Raw genomic sequence first — 21466 nt, 5'->3', positions numbered from 1 at the left:
GTTAGGATCTTTAATGCCAATATCGGAGAGTCATGCCTCATCTAACTCATTAGATCACTTTAGATCTGACATGCCGCTGTCAGCACTAGATATGCCAGTGTCTGCGCTAGCAGGTGTGGGGGTAAAAGTCGCAGAGCAGTTGGCGCAATTGAATATCAAGCGGATATTCGATTTGCTATTACATTTGCCTCGTGATTATGAGGATCGTAGTCGACTGGTATCAATCGCCGATGTAGAGCATGGACAGTCAGCGCTAATTACCGGTCATATCGTCCATGTCGATACCAAGCGCAGTGGGATGACTGTGACGGTGGACGATGATACGGGTACGATATCGTTACGGTTTTTTAAGGTCTATCGTGGTCTGGTACAGACCATGAATTTGGGAACGCGTTTACAGCTATTTGGTGAGGTCAAAGTCAGCCGTTACGGTAAGCAGATACATCATCCTGAATATCAAGTTATCACTGATAATACAGTCATGACCGATACGGGATTGCAGCCTATTTACCCTACAGTCAAAGGCTTACATCAAAACAAGCTGCGCACTTTAATTAAACTGGCATTGCAAACAGTTCGGAGCCAAGGTTTGCCTATGACATTGTTTACGGCTGAAGATTTTGCAGTTGTATCCGATTTACCATTAGTGCCTTTTGAGCCATCTAAATCAGCGGTGTCAGAGGCCGAATATACCGAAGATATTTTTTCGACATTAGCACGCAGTGTACCTGATAACGCGATTGGCAATAGCGTATACAAGCCCAGTCCCTCTAACTATCAGGCAGATAATGACATACATAACGTCGCTGCCAGTATTGCTCAGCACAATGTCTATAATTTAACGATATTTGAAGCATTGGTACTGCTGCATACGCCGCCTACTTATACCAGCGCGTCTCAGCAATACAAACTATTCACTCAACTCAGTGCCCGTACGCATGCTGCTTGCCAGCGCTTGATTATTGAAGAGTTGACTGCGCATCAGCTCAGTTTGCTATATCGTCGCCAGCAGCTACATCAGCATAAAGCGCCCAAATGTACTACCAATAGTCCTCTTGCTGACAAGCTGTTTTCTGCATTGCCTTTTGATTTAACGGGTGCGCAAAAAAGAGTGATGAAAGACATCACTGCGGATATGGCAACCTCAATTCCGATGCTACGACTGGTACAGGGAGATGTGGGTGCTGGCAAGACATTGGTTGCAGCAGGAGCAGCGGGTTATGCGCTCGATAGCGGCTGGCAGGTCGCGGTAATGGCACCGACTGAGATTTTGGCAGAGCAGCATCTACTGAATTTTAAGCAATGGTTTGAGCCATTAGGTATTGGTGTCGGTTGGCTTGCCGGTAAGCAAACGGCCAAACAGCGCCGTGAAGCTTTGGAAGCGGTTGCAGAAAATACCGTGCAAGTGGTGGTCGGTACTCATGCACTGTTTCAGGAGCAAGTTCAGTTCGCTAAATTAGGCTTGGTTATCATTGATGAGCAGCATCGATTCGGTGTTGAGCAGCGTATGGCATTGACCAATAAAGGCGTGGCTAACAGTACCCCACACCAGCTAATCATGACCGCAACACCGATTCCAAGAACCTTAGCGATGAGCGTTTATGGCGATATGGATACCTCAATTATTGATGAGTTGCCACCGGGGCGTACCCCAATTACGACGGTAACCATCGATCGCAATCGACGCGACGAGGTAATAGAACGTATTGCGATTAACTGCGAAGCGGGCAGGCAAGCGTACTGGGTATGCTCACTGGTAGAAGCGTCTAGCGTATTGGATGCGCAGGCAGCTGAAGCCACTTATGAAGACTTAAATGAACGTCTAGATATTCGTATTGGACTGGTACATGGCAAAATGAAGTCTGCTGATAAGCAAGCCATTATGCAGGAGTTCAAAGCAGGTAATTTGGACTTATTGATTGCGACGACCGTCATCGAGGTAGGGGTCGATGTACCCAATGCATCGTTAATGGTTATCGAAAATGCAGAGCGTTTGGGGCTATCCCAATTGCATCAGCTGCGCGGGCGAGTCGGACGTGGCTCGACCAAAAGCTTCTGTGTACTGTTATATCAAAAGCCGCTATCAGAGACAGGTACTGAGCGACTAAATGTCCTACGCGATAGTACCGATGGATTTGTCATTGCTCAAAAAGACTTAGAATTACGTGGGCCAGGAGAGCTGTTAGGCAAACGTCAAACGGGTAACGTTGGCTACTATCTGGCTGATCTGATCCGTGATGAGCAATTATTTGCCATTGCTCAGCGGTTAGCGAAGCATTTGATAGCAGACCCTGCGCGAAAAGCAGATGTCAGTCAATTGATTCATCGCTGGATGCCTGAGGCAAGTCGTTATACCAATGCTTAGTTTTTAGTGCTTAGTATCGGCAAATGGGTTTGATATGTCATTGAATATAGCTCTGGATATAATCAAACAGCATGGCCATAACGTTAACATTCTTTATAAACGATACTCCATCCATAGTCAGTCGTTGAATACATCAAAGATTCAACGACTGACTATACGCGCTCTTATTTCTTTAAATCGGTCGATATGCCTTGAACGTTGCACAGATATTCGGTCTAAGTTTCAATTAAATTTATGAACGCTAGACACTATATATAAAAATAAGATGATGACTAAATATATGCTATTCTCGATAATTTGATGAACTATTATAATAATAAACAGTGCTTTAGAGAACATCGTAATACTCTCTGTAAGTAACGCTCATAGCCCTATATCAGACTATCCAAAAATTGCTTCGATTGCGTGCCACTTTTTATTATTGCTGTGACTGATTGATATTTTTAGTCATTCTATATCGAGTATTTCAATATTGACTGTACCTACAGAGAGTTATCATGAGCGATTTTGAAGAAACCCATTCTAAGCCGTCAGCTGAAGCTGAGTTGCCGCCATATCGTCAAACTGACACTGTATCTCAAAGACCATCTGCAAAACCACCAATATGGTTGTGGCCCGTGTTGGCAGCCGTGCTAGTGATAGGGGTGCTGCTTGGCAAATATTGGGGCAATGATAGTAATGCAGCTACAGATGAGTCAGCAACTGCTAATTCTGTCGCAAACGATCAGGCAACTGGTAGCGATGCCAGTATTGAGCAATCAGTACTCTCAGTAGAAACAGTCAGTCCAAGCCAAGATGATATCGGCAGCACGCTCAGTGCCGATGGAACCATCAATGCTAAAGATACTGCGAATGTCAGTGCAAAAGTCAATGGTGTGGCTATCGAGCGTATTTTGGTCGAAGAAGGCGACCGCGTCAGAGCGGGTCAAGTTTTAGCCGTGTTCGATACTGATGCTATGGAGCAGCAAGTACTACAGGCGCAAGCAGATGTCGCAGAAGCGGAAGCCACCCTTGCCAATGCCAGCGCTGATGCTGCACGTGTGCTTCCATTGATCGATATCGATGCCATCAGCAAACAAGAAGCCGACCGCTACCGTACCTCGGAAGTCCGTGCCAGAGCTTCTTTGCAAGCATCCAAAGCCCGTTTGAGCAATCAGCGTTTGACATTAGAGAACGCGAAAGTCGTCGCTCCTGTCAGCGGTATTATCAGTGAAAAAATGGTAGAAGTCGGTCAAGTGGCAGGCGGGGATCCGTTATTTACGATTATTAAAGGCAGGGTTTTGGAATGGCGAGCAGATATAGATCCTAAGCTTATCGGTGATATAAATGTCGGTACGCCTGTACAAGTCAGTCTGCCGGGTGGTGATACAGTGATGGGGCAAGTAAACCGCATCGCACCAACCGCAGACAACAACCGTCAAATTACGATTTATGCCAGCCTAGCTGCCAACTCAAAGATACGGGCAGGCATGTACCAAACAGGTAAGTTCCTATTGGGAAGTACCAGTACGCAAACGATTCCTAATAGCGCCGTGGTCAGCAATGATGGTTATGACTATGTAATGCTCGTTACCGAGTCGACTACTCGAGACGATCGATCGATGGGACGTATCAAGCAGCAGCGAGTGACATTGGGTGAGCGATTAGGCGAGAGCGTAGCAGTGTTAGAGCCTTTGCCAAGTGACAGTCGTATCGTAAAACAGGGCGGTAGCTTCTTAAATGATGGTGACTTAGTGCGTGTTGTTAATGGTGTGTCTCAAACCAGTAAGCCAGTGCAGGCACAGCCATGAGCTTAAACGTCTCCGCTTATTCAATAAAGAACCCGCTCGTTGCTATCTTGCTGTTTGTGCTGCTGACGTTGGGCGGCATTTACGGTTTCATGAAAATGAAAGTCCAACAGTTTCCGGACATAGATTTGCCAGCGGTGGTGGTCACGGTGACGCTACCAGGTGCTGCGCCTTCACAGCTCGAAAACGATATCGCCAAAAAGATTGAAAACAAACTGACCAGTATCGAAGGCGTGAGTCATATTCGCACCACGTTACAGACGGGTGCGGCGACCATTGCCACTGAATTTACCTTAGAAAAAGACATTCAAGAAGCGGTAGACGATGTGCGGTCAGCAGTCGGCGAAGTACGTGGTGATCTACCAGCTGCAGCCAACGATCCTATCATTACCAAAGTATCTACTGCTGGATTTCCAGTAGTTACGTACTCTGTTGCTGCTGAAAATATGAGCGTGGAGGATCTATCGTGGTTTGTTGATGATACCGTTACCAAACGGCTATCTGATATACCAGGAGTTAGTACCGTGAGCCGTGTTGGCGGGTTGCAGCGTGAAATCACGGTTGCTGCTGACCCAATTGCATTAAGTGGTCTAAAGTTTTCTATTTCACAATTATCGCAGCAAATCGCTGGCATCCAGCAGGATAGCTCTGGCGGGGAGGCGGAAGTTGGCAATACGACTCAGACCATCCGTGTTCTCGGTGCCGTTGAGCGAGCAAATGAGCTAAACGATTTGCAAGTGGCTGTCCCTACGGGGGGCACACAAGCTTTAGGACGTATGGCAAAAATCACTGATGGAGCAGCAGATCCAAGCTCAATTGCTAAGCTAGACGGTCAAACCGTAGTGGCATTTAACATCACTCGCTCGCGCGGTGCCAGTGAAGTCGATGTGATGGAGCTGGTTGATGAGGAGCTTGCCAAGCTGACTGCTGATGTCGGCAATATCAGTATTGAGAAAGTCTATGACCGAGCCACACCCATTGCAGAAGATTATGAAGCCTCGTTAAGAATGCTCATTGAAGGTGGGCTGTTGGCTGTAGTGGTCGTCTTCCTATTTTTGCGCAATATTCGCGCGACTATCGTTGCCGCGGTCGCTTTGCCGTTATCAGTGATTCCAACCTTTTTGGGTATGTATCTGTTTGGCTTTAGTCTTAATATCATCTCACTACTGGCATTATCATTAGTCATCGGGGTGCTGGTCGATGATGCAATTGTTGAAGTCGAAAACATCATACGCCATCTACGCATGGGTAAGACGCCTTATGAAGCGGCGATGGAAGCCGCTGATGAAATCGGTCTGGCCGTTGTCGCCACAACTTTTACTTTGATTGCAGTGTTTTTACCAACGGCCTTTATGGGCGGTATCGTTGGACAGTTTTTCCGTCAGTTTGGTTGGACGGCTGCCTTGTCAATTTTTGCCTCGCTGATGGTAGCGCGCCTGATTACCCCTATGATGGCAGCTTACATCTTGCGACCTGAGAAAAAGCACGTCGAAAAACAAAGCGCGATGATGAAGTATTATCTTAAGACTGTGTCTTGGACCCTACATCATCGCTGGATAACCATGGGTGCAACGCTTATTTTATTTGTGGCATCGCTAGCTCTAGTTAAGCTGCTACCGACGTCATTTATCCCTGACAACGATATCGATCAAACTCGAGTGGCTATTGAGCTGACACCTGACGTGTCGTTGGCAGATACTGAGCGCGTGGCGGCGTTAGCGAGTTCACGTATCTTGGCCATGCCTGAGGTGACCAATATCTTTACCTCAGTGGGAGAGGCGCAGGCGTCGATGGGTGCGTCGGATGGTGGTGGCGGCAAGGCTGAAAACATCGCGGGCTTGGATATTGTACTTGCCCCGCGTGCAGAACGAGGTACCAAGCAAGAGATAGAGCGAAAAATTAGCAAACTAATGACAGAGGTGCCAGGAGCACGGTTTACAGTCGGGCTATCGAGTGGTGGTGAAAGTGGCTATAACTTTTCATTAACCAGTACCAACCCGCAACTGCTTGAACAAACTGCACAAAAAATCATGTCTGAGATTCGAGGTCTGCCAAGCGCAGGCGCTGTGACCAGTGATCGCAGTTTGCCACGTCAAGAGCTAACGGTAACGCCAGATAGATTGGCAATGGCGGATAAAGGGGTCACCACGCAAGATATCGCTACGACTTTACGTGTGGCGACCGTAGGCGATTACGAGCAGCAATTGTCTAAGCTTAATCTTGATACGCGTCAAGTACCAATCGTCGTACGTCTACCTGATGTGGCTAAACAAAATGTTAGCCAACTAGAAGGTTTGTACGTGCCGAGTACTATGCCTGTAGGTCAAGGTGTACGCGTCGGTGAGGTAGCTACGCTAGACTTTGGCACTGGGCCTGCGCAGATTAGCAGACTGGATCGAGAGCGTGCTATTAGTATCACGGTACAACCTGCGAGTGGCGAGCTTGGCGATTTGGTACAAGTGGTCAAAGCAGTACCGACCATGCAGCAACTGCCACCTTCGATTACCATCATCGATCAAGGTCAAGCCGAAAATATGGCAGACCTCTTTAGTGGCTTTATCATTGCGATGTCCGTCGGTGTGGTTTGTATTTTAGGCGTGCTGATTCTACTATTTGGTCGTTTGTTGCAGCCTTTTACCATTCTGATGGCGCTACCTCTGTCGATCGGTGGGGCGTTTGTTGGCTTGGTTATTACCAATAGCAGCTTATCGATGCCTTCGATGATTGGCTTTATTATGCTCATGGGTATTGCGACCAAAAACTCAATCCTGTTGGTCGATTACGCGTTGATTGCCCAGCGCCGAGGTCTGGCACGTTTTGAAGCTATCGTAGATGCATGTCGCAAGCGTGCACGACCTATTATCATGACGACCATTGCGATGGGTGCAGGTATGTTGCCTCTAGTATTTGGTTGGGGCGATGCGGATCCTACCTTTAGGCGACCGATGGCAGCAGCGGTACTGGGTGGTCTGGTAACCTCTACGCTATTGAGCTTGGTTGTTATTCCTGTCGTCTATACCTTGATGGATGATTTATCTGGATGGTTTGCTAAATGGTTAGCTCCAGATGGCAAACCTAGTGACCTCTAATAGTCACTTCTCATAGCTAACCAAATAGTTAGTTAAGACATAGTGAGCCAAGACACGACAAAATAGTAGCAATCTGGAAAACGATGTATGATTAACACGCTCTCAATTAGGTCATACACTCGCCAGACTAGAGGGCATTCTCATGACTTTCATCAGATTGTTTTGCCTTTGCGAGGGGCAATAAATATCGAAGTTGGGAGCTATACTGGAAAAGTTATCCCAAGCGAATGTGTTGTCGTCAAGGCAAATGAAAAGCACTATTTCAGCGCTGAGGAGAATGCAAAGTTTATCGTTGTAGATACAGATCTGTTGCCAGAAAATGTGCTTCATTCATCACAAATTGTCTTTTCTATAAGTTCGCCATTGTTGGCATTTTTGGAGTTTTCAGAAAGTCAGTTAAGGTATCAAATCAATCCTGAAGTAGAGAGATTAATGTTTGATACCTTTTATAAAATCCTAGAACAACAAAATCTATTTGTGCAATATGACGCTCGAATTAGAGAAGTCGTCGCATATATCCACCACAATTTTGCTAAAAACCTTTCTATCGAAGTGTTGGCGGATATCTCTTGTCTCAGTGCCACACAGTTCAAAAAGAACTTCAAATTGCAAACAAGCCAAACCGTCACTGAGTACATTACAAAGATTAGAATGCAAAAGGCTCAAGCTTTGTTACTACATACTGATTCACCTATCGCTATCATAGCCGAACTGGTTGGTTATACGGATGTTAGTGCTTTTAGCCGCCGCTTTTCTAAATATTTCGGTATTGCCCCTTCCAAATTAAAACACGTCTAACCAGACATACAAACCGTCCAACCTGCAAAAACAGTAGTCTATAACTCTCTATAATAATGTTATTCATTATAACGTTAGAGGTAGCTACTATGCTGCAGAATAAATCTAGTCTAAGTGCTATTTTATGTGTGATAGCTGCCAGTGTCCTTTGGGGAACGACAGGTACAGCCTCTGCTTTTATACCTGATATTAGTCCATTAGCCGTTGGTGCATTTTCCATGGGGGTAGGCGGTGTATTGCTAGTATTGAATGCTAAGAATAATTTATTAAGCGATAGACAGAAACTACTTTCTAAACCCAGTCTCTTATTCATCGGTAGCCTATGTGTTGCTATCTATCCTTTAGCGTTTTATTCTTCTATGAGATTGGCAGGTGTCGCCATTGGTACAGTGATCTCAATTGCTAGCGCACCATTTTTCACTGTTATCATGGAGCGTCTGATTAGCAATAAAAAAGTCACTAGTCGATGGGTGGTAAGTTTTATATTTGGTGTGGTTGGCGTTATTTTGCTAACTTTAGGGAAAACTCAATATTTAGATATAAACGCACAAGCAAATAATCGAATATTAGGCATTTTATTAGGGTTAGTTGCAGGATTGACCTATGCCACATACTCATGGACAGCACGTCAGATGATAGAGAACGGGGTAAACTCGAAATCAGCGATGGCCAGTATGTTTGGTCTGTCGGCGATTTTATTGTTGCCATCATTATTATTAACAGGGGAAAACCTGTTTTTAGATGCAAAACATATAAGCGTTGCCCTATATCTGGCAATTGCGCCGATGTTCTTTGGTTATTTACTTTTTGGTCAAGCGTTGAGAGTAATTGAGGCGAGCAAAGCGACGCTTATCACGTTACTAGAACCTATCGTGGCCACTATATTGGCTATCATTATAATCGGTGAAACATTCTCTCCTATCGGCTGGCTAGGAATGTCACTCATGATAATCTGTCTCTTACTGCAAGTAATGAAGACGCCAAAAATGACAGGTTATCGAAGAAGACGTGCACTATATAAGTAATCAAACAATTAGCAAAACAATGTTGCTGATAACAAGCAGTATTTTTGATGAGTGGTTGCCTATTAAGTATGGCTCTTTGTATGACGTTAGTCTAAAACTGGTAAGTTGAATGGATTAGTTAGGTCAGTCTTTGCTATAGTCTATCCAATCAAATTAATTGAAGAAATTGTTTATCTCTTATAGCACTATTTTAATTTTACTAACATATTAATAGCTTCTAGAACGATAAACCAATCTCTAAAAAAACTAGAAAATAAGGAATAACTATGATTAATGCATATGCAGCAAAAGAGAAAGGTGGCAAATTTGAGCCTTATGAATATGATCCAGGTGCTCTAGGCGATCACGAAGTAGAAATCGAAGTACATAGCTGCGGTATCTGCCATAGTGATTTATCGATGTGGCAAAACGAATGGGGCATGACTCAATATCCGTTTGTCGGTGGGCATGAGGTTGCAGGTAAAGTTCTCAATAAAGGCAAGCACGTCAAGCATCTAGAATTGGGCGATAAAGTCGGACTTGGTTGGCATAAAGGGTACTGTAACGTTTGTGATCTATGCATCGATGGAGACCACAACCTATGCCCTGAGCAAGAAGGTACGATCATTGGTAACCACGGCGGCTTTGCAGATAAAGTACGTGCAAAAGATACTAGCGTTATTAAGATACCTGAAGGGCTTGATTTTAACGCGGTAGGACCACTGTTATGTGGCGGTGTCACAGTGTTTAACCCACTTATGCAGTACGACATCAAACCAACTTCTAGAGTGGCTGTAATTGGTATTGGTGGCTTGGGTCATTTGGCATTGCAGTTTGCCAATGCGTGGGGCTGTGAAGTGACGGCATTTACCAGTGAATCAAAAATGGAAGAAGCAAAAGAGATGGGCGCTCACCATTCACTAAACTCAAGAGACGATAGCGAAATTGAAAAAGCCGCAGGTTCTTTTGATCTAATCATCTCAACAGTAAACGTCGATATGAACTGGGATGTCGTGATCAAGACGCTAAGACCAAAAGGTAAGCTGCATTTTGTTGGACTGCTAGAAGCACCACTAGAGATATCGGCTGCACCAATGATTATGGCTCAGAACAGTCTATCAGGCTCGCCAGTTGGCTCACCATCGACGCTACGTAAAATGCTAGATTTTGCTGCGCGACACAATATTCAGCCAGTCACTGAAACATACAAAATGTCTGAGATTAATGAAGCGTTTGAGCGACTAGAGAGTGGTAATGCTCGTTATAGAGTTGTGCTAGAGAGAGACTAAACGTCTTTAAAAAGAGACAAGGCAATAATTATAGTGACACTTTATTGAATGAAGTGTCACTATTTTTTTGTCTTGTTTAACAAGATATTCTCGATTCTCCTAACAAATTTTTCTGGCTATCTTCTCTAGTATGACTTAACCCACTATTTTTTACTTTTTACCAAATAAGCAGCTAGTACCTCATTACTTTTTACTTTGCCTTTTCAAAAATTATATCTTCTTAGGAATGAAATCTGATAAATGAATTTTATTCATCTTATATTAAAATAGTATCGTTTTTATTCATGTTTAGACTCCGGTATGATTCACCTCATACATAGATTTGGTTTTATCTCAGATAAATAAGGCAGCGGATCACCATGAGTAAAGAATTCAATTGTTCAATTAAGCACATTCGTTTTGACGAAAACTATCAGCCTGCAGATAGCACGCGTTTGACAACTAACTTTGCAAATTTGGCACGCGGCGAGCACCGCCAAGAGAATTTACGCAAAACGTTAACTATGATCAATAACCGCTTCAATGCATTGGCGCATTGGGACAATCTGACAGCAGATCGTTATTCTGTTGAAGTTGATATCATTTCTGTCGATCTGGATGTTAAAGGCAATGGTCAGACGTTTCCTATTATCGAAACGCTAAAAACCACGATTGTGGATCACAAAGAAAACAAGCGTATCGACGGTATGGTTGGCAACAGTTTCTCATCTTACGTGCGTGATTATGACTTTAGTATTGTACTACCAGAGCATCGTGACAAAAACCTAGCATCCATAACGCCAGATAATTTTGGTGAGTTGCATGGCAAGCTGTTTCAATACTTATTGAATTCAGAAGCTTACAATGCTCATTTTCACAAAAAACCTGTGATTTGCCTGAGCGTGTCAACCAGCAAGACTTACTACCGTACTGTCAATCAGCATCCTGTATTGGGCATTGAGTACAAGCAAGATGAATACTCGTTGACCGACGACTATTTTCATAAAATGGGCTTAACGGTACGTTATTTTAAGCCTGAAGGAAGCGCTGCACCGCTAGCATTTTATTTTGAAGGGGACTTGCTCAGTGATTACACCGATCTTGAGCTGATTAGTGCGATTAGCACCATGGAGACCTTTCAGAAGATCTACCGTCCTGAGATTTACAATGCCAACTCAAGCGCTGGTCAAGTGTATCAACCTAGCCTGAATTACCAAGACTATTCATTGACTCAAGTGGTCTATGACCGTGCTGAACGCAGTCAGATGGCAGTGACCCAAGGCAGATTTACCGAGACACACTTTATTAAGCCGTATCAAACAATCCTTGAAGAATGGGCTGCAAACTATGATGTAACAGGCGAGACTGCTCAAAAAGAAGCTGCTCAAAAAGAAGCTGCTCAAAAAGAAGCTGCTGATAAAGAAACGGCTAGGAAGCAAGCCGCTTAACTGAGCATCCCTCATCAACATAATAAAAAATAAATTAATCAGAAGATAACTCGTATGAAACTACTATTACCGACGTCTACCGCTGGCAGCTTACCAAAACCGTCTTGGCTAGCAGAACCAGAGAAAATTTGGTCACCTTGGGCGTTAGAGGGCGAGCAATTGCTTGAAGCCAAGCAAGATGCGCTACGCGTATCATTGCAAGAGCAGCAGCATGCAGGGATTGATATTGTCAGTGATGGCGAGCAGACCCGTCAGCATTTTGTGACTACGTTCATCGAGCACCTTGATGGTGTTGACTTTGAGAAGCGTGAGACGGTCAAAATTCGTAATCGCTACGATGCGAGCGTGCCATCAGTCGTTGGTGCGGTGAGCCGTCCGAAGTCCGTGTTCGTTGATGATGCCAAGTTTTTACGTCAGCAAACCGATCAACCAATCAAATGGGCGTTGCCAGGGCCGATGACGATGATTGATACGTTATATGACGGTCATTATAAAAGCCGTGAAAAATTGGCTTGGGAATTTGCTAAAATCCTGAACCAAGAAGCAAAAGAATTAGAAGCGGCTGGTGTTGATATTATCCAGTTTGATGAGCCCGCATTCAATGTATTCTTTGATGATGTAAACGACTGGGGTATCGCAACTTTAGAGCGTGCCATTGAAGGCCTAAAATGTGAGACAGCTGTCCATATTTGCTACGGCTATGGCATCAAAGCCAATACCGATTGGAAAAAGACACTGGGCTCAGAGTGGCGCGAATACGAAAAAGCATTCCCTAAATTGCAACAGTCGAAAATCGATATCATCTCACTGGAGTGTCAAAACTCACGTGTACCTATGGATCTGATTGAATTGATTCGTGGTAAAAAAGTGATGGTCGGTGCCATTGATGTGGCAACAAACACTATCGAGACACCAGAAGAAGTGGCAGATACGCTACGTAAAGCGCTACAATTTGTTGATGCTGATAAGCTGTATCCTGCGACCAACTGCGGTATGGCACCTTTGTCTCGCCAAGTAGCACGTGGTAAGCTCGCAGCATTAAGCGCTGGTGCTCAAATCGTTCGTCAAGCACTGACTGCTTAGAGTTTAGCCGTTTAGGAAATTCTATTTAAAGAGTTTCCCTTGCAAAACTAAAATTGAAGCACAATTTTTTAACGTTATTTTTTAACGTTTCTCAGGATTGAAGCAATGATTAAAGATAGGATTGACGCGACCGACTTTAGAGATGCCATGTCTTTGCTAACGACTGCGGTCAATGTGGTGACCACATCAGGTGCAACGGGCGTACATGGGTTTACAGCATCGGCAGTATGTAGCGTCACAGACACACCGCCGACCTTACTTGTCTGTATGAATCAAACGTCTCGGTCACATGGCTACTTTCTGGAAAATAAGATTTTAAGTGTCAATGTGTTAGGCGCGCAACATGAGCAGCTGTCCAATGCTTTTGCCTCTAAACTGTGTTCAGAAGAACGGTTTGAATATGGTTCTTGGACACAATTACAAACAGGCGCTCCTGTACTGGAGGATGCGTTGGTCAGTTTTGATTGTGAGATTGAACAAATTCAAGAAGTCGGCACACATAGCGTCTTTATGTGCCGCGTTGTCGCCATCAATCAGGCTGAGCCACAAGGCGGAACTGATGAAGGGTTGGTTTACTTTAACCGTACCTATTCTAGAGTGGGGCAAGTGGAACTTATTTAATCCAATACCTATTATCCAACACCTAAGCCTATGGGCTATTGCTCGTTCAACATTAAGCAGTCGTTTAACTATAATAATCATCTCATTAAATCTAAATAAGAAGTAACTATCCTGTGGAATTAATAACTTTTTTAATAATAGGGGCGCTAGCAGGATTTGCTGCGGGGCTATTCGGAGTAGGCGGTGGCACTATTATCGTACCACTGCTATTTATTGTCTTTACGCAAATGGGTTACAGTCCTGACACTATTATGCATCTAGCTTTGGGTACTTCACTAGCGACTATCATCGTTACGTCCATAAGTTCGCTCATGGCGCATAACAAAAAGGGCGCAGTCATGTGGCCTGTCTTTAAAAATCTGACGCCAGGTTTAGCAATAGGGTGCTTTTTAGGTGCAGGGATCGCAGGACAGATATCTGGGTTGTACCTCCAGTTAATTGTTGGTGTGTTTTTGCTTTGGGTCGCTTATAAAATGTTTATGGGCGGCAAAAATAAAGCAAATAACGATGCTGGTAATGTCCATATAGCTTTGCCCTCAAAACCTAAGCAATTAGCAGCAGGGGCGGGTATTGGTATCGCTTCTGCTATTTTTGGGATTGGCGGTGGTAGCTTAACCGTACCTTATCTTACGCGTTACGGTGTGGTTATGCAAAAGGCCGTTGGAACCTCAGCCGCATGTGGATTGCCTATCGCGATTGCAGGTGCGCTAGGATTTATGTTCTTCGGGATGCAAGCTCAAGTCGACGTGCCCAATACAATTGGATTTGTGCATATCTATGCTTTTTTGGGCATTAGCATCATGAGCTTCTTTACCGCCAAGCTAGGCGCAAAAGTCGCTCACGCATTATCACCACATTTACTGAAAAAATGCTTTGCGGTACTGTTGACCGTAGTAGGGTGTTATTTTTTATATAAAGGGTTGCTTTGAAAGCTTATATTGATGTGATGACGATATAAAGCACCAATTATCTGCGTTGACATTCACAGCAGATAATTGGCCCTTGATGGCTCAATATGAGAATGAGAGACAGTTACTTATCGAAAGTAGTAGGTGTCATTTTTAATAAATATTATTCGACTGTTACTGATTTTGCGAGGTTGCGTGGTTGATCAACGTCTGTGCCACGCATTACTGCTACATGGTATGACAACAGCTGCACAGGCACGCTGTAGACGATAGGGGCAAGCGTCTCGCAAACATCAGGTACATATACTAAGTGTAGTCTATCTTCAGCGACCATTTGACTGGCTTCGCTAGCAAACACAAACAGCTCGCCATGACGCGCATGCACTTCTTGCATGTTGGCTTTTAATTTATCAAACATACTGTCTTTGGGTGCTAATACCACAATTGGCATATCTTTATCGACCAATGCTAATGGGCCGTGTTTCAGCTCACCTGCCGCGTAACCTTCTGCATGAATGTAAGAGATCTCTTTTAGCTTTAATGCTCCTTCAAGAGCAATTGGGAACTGTAACCCACGACCTAAGAATAGACAGCTCTTCTTATCTTCAAAGCTTTCACTCATGGTCTTAATAGGACCGTCGAGGTTTAAGCTGGCGTAGAGCTGCCCTGGTAATTGATGTAGCTCACCAAGTAACGTGTTTAAGTGTTTGTCAGTCATGCGCTGCTGAGTGACACCCACTTTCAATATTAATAATATCAATGCTACAAGCTGAGTGGTAAATGCTTTGGTTGATGCGACGCCAATCTCAGGCCCTGCCAATGTCGGCAAGAAAATATCTGTTTCTCGCACCAATGATGACGTCGGTACATTACATAATGCCAAGCTTACCAAGCCTGCTGGCGTTTGCTTCTGGATATCACGTAATGCTGATAAGGTGTCAGCCGTTTCACCAGATTGAGAAATACAGATGACCAAAGTATTATCGACGACGACAGGATTGCGATAGCGGAATTCGCTGGCAACCTCGACGGAGCAAGGTATACGGATAAGGCTCTCAAACCAGTATTTTGCGACCATACCGGCATGATAACTGGTACCACAAGCAATCACTTGTACATGACGAATACCTGATAACAGTGTCTCATGACGCTGTAAAAAATCATCGCGTAGTTTAGTCGTTTCACCATTATCCAAAGCCATCTCAATCGTACGAGCGACGGCATCTGGCTGCTCATAAATTTCTTTGAGCATATAATGTTTGAACTCGCCTTTATCGGCATTGTGCTGAGTTGCATCAATTTCATGTATCTGACGTTGGACTTCAACACCATCTGCATAAACTTGAATGCTATTGCGAGTTAATTTGGCGATATCGCCTTCTTCTAGATACATGAAGCGGTTGGTCACCGGTAGCAACGCCAACTGATCTGACGCGATAAAGTTTTCACCGATGCCGACACCAATAACCAAAGGTGAGCCTAGACGTACAGTAATGAGCTCATCAGGGCAATCTACATGGACGATACCCAATGCAAAAGCACCGTGCAGTAGCGGGATAATGGTGCGTACTGCTTCTAACAAGTCAGGCGTTTTTTTGTAGATATCATGGATCAGATGCGCCACAACTTCAGTATCTGTCTGTGAAGTAAACACGTAGCCTTTGGCTATTAGCTCTTCTTTTAGTTCAGCGTAGTTTTCGACGATACCGTTATGAACGACCGCAATCTTGCCTGACACGTGTGGATGCGCATTACGCTGTGCTGGCTCACCATGGGTTGCCCAGCGCGTATGAGCAATACCGATATGACCATCAAAAAACTCTGGGTTGACAGCAACGGCATTAACGAGTGCCTGCACTTTACCCACTTGGCGCTCACGGTGTAGTTCACCATCACGAATAACCGTCAGACCAGCTGAGTCATAGCCGCGATATTCTAAACGCTTTAAGCCTTCAAGTAAGATATTAGCGATATTTCGCTCAGCAACGGCGCCTACAATTCCACACATGGCTATTCCTTAGATTCAAATTTTAGTAGTTCAATATATAATGTTGTAAGATCAAATGATTTGGTCGGACATTAATGATGAGTCATCAAACGACAAATATAGTGAAGCAGTACCACAAAGATTGCCGCACTGCTTAAGTTGGTTCAAGAATGACTGTAGCCGACTAAAATACCAATGAGCAATTATTTTTTAGTTGGTCTTTGGAAGTCATTTTTTTGTACCTGACGCGCACGACCAAATGCCAATGCACTACGATCAACATCTTTGGTAATCACAGAACCAGCGGCCACAGTAGCAGTATCGCCAATCTTCACTGGCGCGACTAAGCTAGCATTGGAGCCGATAAAGGCGTTATCTCCAATGATAGTTTGCGATTTATTAGCACCGTCATAATTACAGGTAATGACACCAGCACCGATATTCACGCCTGTGCCAACGGTTGCATCACCGACATAGCTTAAGTGATTTACTTTACTGCCTTTACCAATAGTCGACTTTTTAATTTCGACAAAGTTACCAACTTTGCTGTTATCAGATAGTACGGTATCAGGACGCAAATGCGCAAAAGGCCCGATATCAACACCAGCACCAATATCAGCGCGATCGATCACGCAATACGGTTTGATATAGCAGGCATTACCAATCTTGGCATTTTTAATAACACAGCCCGCTTCGATATAGACGTTGTCACCTAAGGTACAGCCACCTTCAAACACCACATTAACGTCAATAAACACATCTTGACCAGCAGTTAACGTGCCACGAATATCGACACGGCTAGGATCGGCAAATTGCACGCCAGCTTCTTGCAAGTCAGCAACTAGCTTACGTTGCCAAGTGCGTTCTAGGCTAGCAAGCTGTTGACGGTTATTTACCCCTTCAATCTCAAACGTATGCTCAGGCTCAATTGCCGCGATAGTAATACCATCGGCGACGGCCATTTTGACAATATCCGTCAGATAATATTCTTGCTGTGCATTATCGTTAGAAAGTCCAGGCAAATATTTGTGCAGTAGCGCATTGTCTACGCAGTAAATGCCGCTGTTAATCTCTCTAATATTTTGCTCGTCAGTATTGGCATCTTTTTGTTCAACGATGGCTTCAATATTACCCGCTTGGTCACGTTTAATACGACCCAAGCCAAATGGATTGTCGACAGTCAACGTCAGCATCGACATACCATCGGTATTGGCAGTTTTTAATGCTGTCAATGTCTGACAGCTGACCAATGGCACATCACCGTAAAGAATAAGACTTTGTCCTGACTTGGGTAAATCAGACAGTGTCACCTTGACCGCATGGCCAGTTCCCAATTGCTCAGTTTGAGCAACCCAAGTAATCGATGCCTGTGTATATTGATTAGTAATCTCTGACTTTACTTGATCACCGCCAAAGCCATGGACAATGATGGTTTCATCAACAGTGAGCTGATGGCAAGTATCTAGCACATGACCTAACAAAGACTTCCCAGCCAATGTCTGCAATACCTTTGGCTTTGCCGACTGCATACGTGTGCCTTTACCGGCAGCTAAAATAATCACAGAAAGAGGAGAAATCATAATGATCCTGAAAATGTAACAAAATATGATATTGGATTATAACGTAAAAAATTGCACAAAAAAAATTATGACGTTCAAGCTTTGTAACTTGAATACTAATAACTTAAGTAAGTAAAATCAAATATATAAGACAGGTAAAACTGTAGTAAATATTTCTGTGCGTTAATATCAAAAAGACATGAACATCATCACAATGATGTAAATAATCAACCAAATGACCGCTGCCATGATGCCTGCAATAATATCATCTAACATTACCCCAAGACCGCCAGCAACTTTTTTGTCTGCCCAGCCAATCGGTGGCGGCTTTAAGATATCAAATACGCGAAATAGGATAAAAGCGGTCGGTAGCCAGCCCCAAAACATAGGCATCATCATTATCGACAATGTGTTTTCAGGCTTAGGAAATAAATAAGACAAAATGTAAGATAACGGTAATAAGGTAATCCACATGCCTGCCCATTCATCCCACACAATATGTGGATCATCGTGTACCTGCATTAACTCAGAAGTACGCCCACAGATCCAGACACCAACCAAACAAGATAAAATAGTCAGCATTAAAAAAGGAATAAAACCTAGACTCATGAGGGACACGCCCACAATCAGCCCACCAACGGTACCCCAGGTACCAGGTGCACGGCGCGGCAGACCACTACCTAAACCGATACCGAGCCAATAAACCACACGGTCAAGCACGCTAGCACCGACCGGTAAGGGTGGGCAGTCATTTGCTTTACGGATGTCAGGCTTAGATAAGTCGTGATCAGTCATGGATTAGCCTGTAAAGTGTTGGTAGCCAGTAAGGTTGGGCCACGTTAAAAACGGTGCGGGCTGAGTTGGCGTCACTGGCTGATTTTGATAAAACAGTTCAAGACGTGAGTGATTAGGAGACTTGGTATCTGTCGCTATCGGATCTGCTAGTGCAATTACCTCGCCGATACAAGTGACAGGTGTGTTACCTATAGGCGGTTTGATATGAGCAGGCAAAGTAAATGCCAGTTCATAATCATCGCCGCCCGCTAGCTGACCTAACAAGCGATCAGACAAATCGACAGTAGATAATGACTCGCTACTCGGTAGCTTGTCTAAATGGATGCGCATGCCTACAGAGCTTTGCTGACAGACATGACCAAGATCTTGATAAAGTCCATCGGAGATGTCTATCATCGATGTTGCCCGCATATTTGCCAATGCTGCACCTAGTGCAATACGCGGCGTTGGCATATGTAGACGATGCGCCAACTCTATACCTTGTGCGCTGTCAGGATGCTGTAAAGCGAAAGCGGCATCACCAAGTGTGCCTGAGACATAAACCTTATCACCCACTTGTGCACCTGAGCGATAAATGGCTGGTGTATCTGCGGCGAGCAACCCTTGCGCGCTGATACTGAGCACTAAGCGCTCACTGCGCGTGGTATCACCACCTATCAGCGTCACACCAAACAAATGGCAAGCATGAAATAAGCCTTTGGCAAATTCAGTGAGCCATTCGTGGTTTGCTAGACGTTCAGGTAATGCCAGCGCTAGCATAATGCTATGTGGCGATGCACCCATAGCAGCAATGTCTGAGACATTGACGGCCACGGCCTTATAACCAATGGCAAATGCTAACTCATCGACTCTTTGCCAGTCAGCATGAAAGTGACGACCTTGAACCAACGTATCAATACAGCTAACCAAGCGTGATCCTGCTGGCAATGCCATCACAGCCGCGTCGTCACCGATACCTTTTTCGATACCAGTTAATGGCGTATGCGTGGCCTGCATCTGTGAGAATATACGCTCAATCAGCTCAAACTCGTTCATGGTTATTCTTAGTCTTTGGTATCGTTAGCGTTTTTCTTGCTCGCCTTAAAGTCACTGATATTTGCACTGGCTTTACTGGCACTACTGCGTTTAACGTTAGCTTTGTTAGCACTGATACGCGGCTTATTTGATGCAGTCGGCTCATCGACGATAGCGCTTTCTGTTTCAGCAGCAGTTTCGTTGCTATCGACTGGATTTGCTTCAGACTGTTTAGCCGCCGCTTTTTGTGATGTACGTAGATTGGCATTAGTATCTGCTTGCACCTCTAAAGCGCGCAGCTCACCAGCCATTTTATCCAGTACCGCATTAATCAATTTATGAGCATCAGTTGCCCCAAAGTGATTATTTAGCTTCATCGCTTCATCAAGCACGACTTTATAAGGAATCTCTACACGGTTCTGCAGCTCATACGCGCCAATCAACAAGATAGCGTGCTCAACAGTATCTAGCTTATCAACCTCACGATCGAGATGCTGACTGATAAGCGCATCGAGTGCTTCAATCTGCTCTGGGATGTCGCGCATCATTTCATGATAATAACCGATATGGACGGTATGCATGGCATTGGTTGCACGCGTGCGAGCAGCAATATCATGCGGAGCATTGGCTTTCCAGCCAAGCTTACCATCTACATCAAAGCGGCGATCAGTGACGAGCCATTCGTATAGGCCTTGCATCGCAAAGCGACGTGCCTTACGGATAGCAGTGTGACTGGTCTTGTAAGAAGACTCACTCATATCGAATGTTTGATCACCCGCACTACTGCTCGCTATACGGGTAGCTTCAGCTTGTCCATCATTGGCTTGTGCGGTTTTCGCAGCGCTAATAGCGCGCTTGAGTTGGTCAGTCATAGGGGGTCTGTACCTAAATTTTTGAGATGATACCCAGTCAAAATATAAATTAACAAAGTAGCTTTTTAACTTTGCTGATTCAAAGCTTTAAAGGGTATGGAAATACGGCGAAAATTCAAAAAGTAGCCAATTGTTTCGATAGCTGGCTAGTACTATGAGGTGCTGTTATTACTAAATAGCAGCACCAGTTAAACTAATAAATTTGAGCTTTAAAGCTTACGCTTCATCGATATCATCAATATCAAGTTGTGACAAAACAGCGATCATTTCTAGTACAACCATCGCAGCTTCAGAGCCTTTGTTGCCCGCTTTAGTGCCAGAGCGCTCGATAGCTTGCTCGATGCTGTCAGTAGTGATGATACCGTTAGCAACAGGGATATTATAATCCATTGCCACAGCGCTCAAACCTTTGGCCGACTCGCTAGCTACAATATCAAAGTGGGGCGTGCTGCCACGGATGATTGCACCCAGTGCCACAATCGCGTCAAAACGATCTGATTCAGCAGCACGTTGGGCCACAAGTGGTAGCTCAAATGCGCCAGGCACACGAATAACAGTAATGTTGCTACCCAATACACCATGACGGAGTAAGGCATCGATTGCACCATCAACTAACGACTCAACGACAAAACCGTTAAAACGACCAACAACGATACCAATGCGAGCATCAGCGTTTTGGTGTAGGTTACCATCGATATGAGTCACGTCGTTGCGCTGCTGTTGTAAATTCGACATAAAAAATCCTTTGCTTAATAAGCGTTCAATTGAAATATAGGCGTCAATAAGTAGCTAAATAGTCTGATGCGTTCAATTGACTCGGTCGCCTATTATTTTGGCGTTGCCCTAGTTAATTGAACGAAAATAAATG

General features: G+C 44.4%; 16 protein-coding genes. 10 read left to right on the top strand and 6 right to left on the bottom strand.

What is annotated here, in order from left to right; translation table 11 throughout:
- The first annotated feature begins 13 nt into the window (after positions 1-13).
- The 10 genes from recG (at position 14) to DXK30_RS12150 (ending at position 14392) form a co-directional block, all read left to right on the top strand.
- Positions 14-2365 (top strand): ATP-dependent DNA helicase RecG, encoded by a 2352-nt coding sequence (gene recG / locus DXK30_RS12195; RefSeq protein WP_114701913.1) that lies wholly within the window; start codon positions 14-16, stop codon positions 2363-2365.
- Between the two features lie 497 nt (positions 2366-2862).
- Positions 2863-4155 (top strand): efflux RND transporter periplasmic adaptor subunit, encoded by a 1293-nt coding sequence (locus DXK30_RS12190; RefSeq protein ID WP_114701912.1) that lies wholly within the window; start codon positions 2863-2865, stop codon positions 4153-4155.
- Positions 4152-7241 carry an efflux RND transporter permease subunit gene (locus tag DXK30_RS12185; RefSeq protein WP_114701911.1) on the top strand — a complete coding sequence of 1030 codons (3090 nt, stop codon included), beginning with the start codon at positions 4152-4154 and terminating at the stop codon, positions 7239-7241. Before DXK30_RS12190 ends, DXK30_RS12185 begins: the two co-directional genes overlap by 4 nt.
- Before the next feature lie 87 nt (positions 7242-7328).
- Entirely contained in the window at positions 7329-8039 is a 711-nt protein-coding gene (locus tag DXK30_RS12180; protein WP_114701910.1) for an AraC family transcriptional regulator, read from the top strand.
- 89 nt (positions 8040-8128) lie between these two features.
- Entirely contained in the window at positions 8129-9064 is a 936-nt protein-coding gene (locus DXK30_RS12175; protein ID WP_114701909.1) for a DMT family transporter, read from the top strand.
- A gap of 266 nt (positions 9065-9330) precedes the next feature.
- Entirely contained in the window at positions 9331-10332 is a 1002-nt protein-coding gene (gene ahr / locus DXK30_RS12170; RefSeq protein ID WP_114701908.1) for an NADPH-dependent aldehyde reductase Ahr, read from the top strand.
- 359 nt (positions 10333-10691) lie between these two features.
- The gene (locus tag DXK30_RS12165) at positions 10692-11759 is read left to right on the top strand and encodes a DUF1852 domain-containing protein (RefSeq protein WP_114701907.1); all 1068 of its coding nucleotides are present in this window, start codon (positions 10692-10694) and stop codon (positions 11757-11759) included.
- 54 nt (positions 11760-11813) lie between these two features.
- Positions 11814-12842: a methionine synthase gene (locus DXK30_RS12160; RefSeq protein WP_114701906.1), complete on the top strand. Its 1029-nt coding sequence runs from the start codon at positions 11814-11816 to the stop codon at positions 12840-12842.
- A gap of 105 nt (positions 12843-12947) precedes the next feature.
- Positions 12948-13463: a flavin reductase gene (locus DXK30_RS12155; protein ID WP_114701905.1), complete on the top strand. Its 516-nt coding sequence runs from the start codon at positions 12948-12950 to the stop codon at positions 13461-13463.
- Positions 13464-13576: 113 nt separating this feature from the next.
- Positions 13577-14392, top strand: a complete 816-nt coding sequence (locus DXK30_RS12150) for a sulfite exporter TauE/SafE family protein (RefSeq protein WP_114701904.1) — start codon at positions 13577-13579, stop codon at positions 14390-14392.
- Between the two features lie 142 nt (positions 14393-14534).
- On the opposite strand, the gene glmS is transcribed toward DXK30_RS12150, so the two are convergent.
- The 6 genes from glmS to ribH all read right to left on the bottom strand — a co-directional run bounded on the left by glmS (position 14535) and on the right by ribH (position 21333).
- The gene (gene glmS, locus DXK30_RS12145) at positions 14535-16379 is read right to left on the bottom strand and encodes a glutamine--fructose-6-phosphate transaminase (isomerizing) (RefSeq protein ID WP_114701903.1); all 1845 of its coding nucleotides are present in this window, start codon (positions 16377-16379) and stop codon (positions 14535-14537) included.
- A gap of 182 nt (positions 16380-16561) precedes the next feature.
- On the bottom strand, positions 16562-17938 hold the full coding sequence (gene glmU / locus DXK30_RS12140; protein ID WP_114701902.1) for a bifunctional UDP-N-acetylglucosamine diphosphorylase/glucosamine-1-phosphate N-acetyltransferase GlmU: 1377 nt from the start codon (positions 17936-17938) through the stop codon (positions 16562-16564).
- Positions 17939-18106: 168 nt separating this feature from the next.
- Positions 18107-18712 (bottom strand): phosphatidylglycerophosphatase A family protein, encoded by a 606-nt coding sequence (locus DXK30_RS12135; RefSeq protein ID WP_114701901.1) that lies wholly within the window; start codon positions 18710-18712, stop codon positions 18107-18109.
- Between the two features lie 3 nt (positions 18713-18715).
- Complete coding sequence (gene thiL / locus DXK30_RS12130; protein ID WP_114701900.1) at positions 18716-19747, bottom strand: thiamine-phosphate kinase; 1032 nt, start codon at positions 19745-19747, stop codon at positions 18716-18718.
- Between the two features lie 8 nt (positions 19748-19755).
- The gene (gene nusB, locus DXK30_RS12125; protein ID WP_227670754.1) at positions 19756-20598 is read right to left on the bottom strand and encodes a transcription antitermination factor NusB; all 843 of its coding nucleotides are present in this window, start codon (positions 20596-20598) and stop codon (positions 19756-19758) included.
- Between the two features lie 216 nt (positions 20599-20814).
- Complete coding sequence (ribH, locus tag DXK30_RS12120) at positions 20815-21333, bottom strand: 6,7-dimethyl-8-ribityllumazine synthase (protein ID WP_057762077.1); 519 nt, start codon at positions 21331-21333, stop codon at positions 20815-20817.
- Positions 21334-21466 lie beyond the last annotated feature (133 nt).

Origin of the sequence: Psychrobacter proteolyticus (assembly GCF_003350005.1) — a bacterium.
In the GTDB taxonomy this organism is placed as follows: domain Bacteria; phylum Pseudomonadota; class Gammaproteobacteria; order Pseudomonadales; family Moraxellaceae; genus Psychrobacter; species Psychrobacter proteolyticus.
Note: the sequence above shows the minus strand (reverse complement) of the source record. Positions and strands in the feature narration are given on the sequence as shown.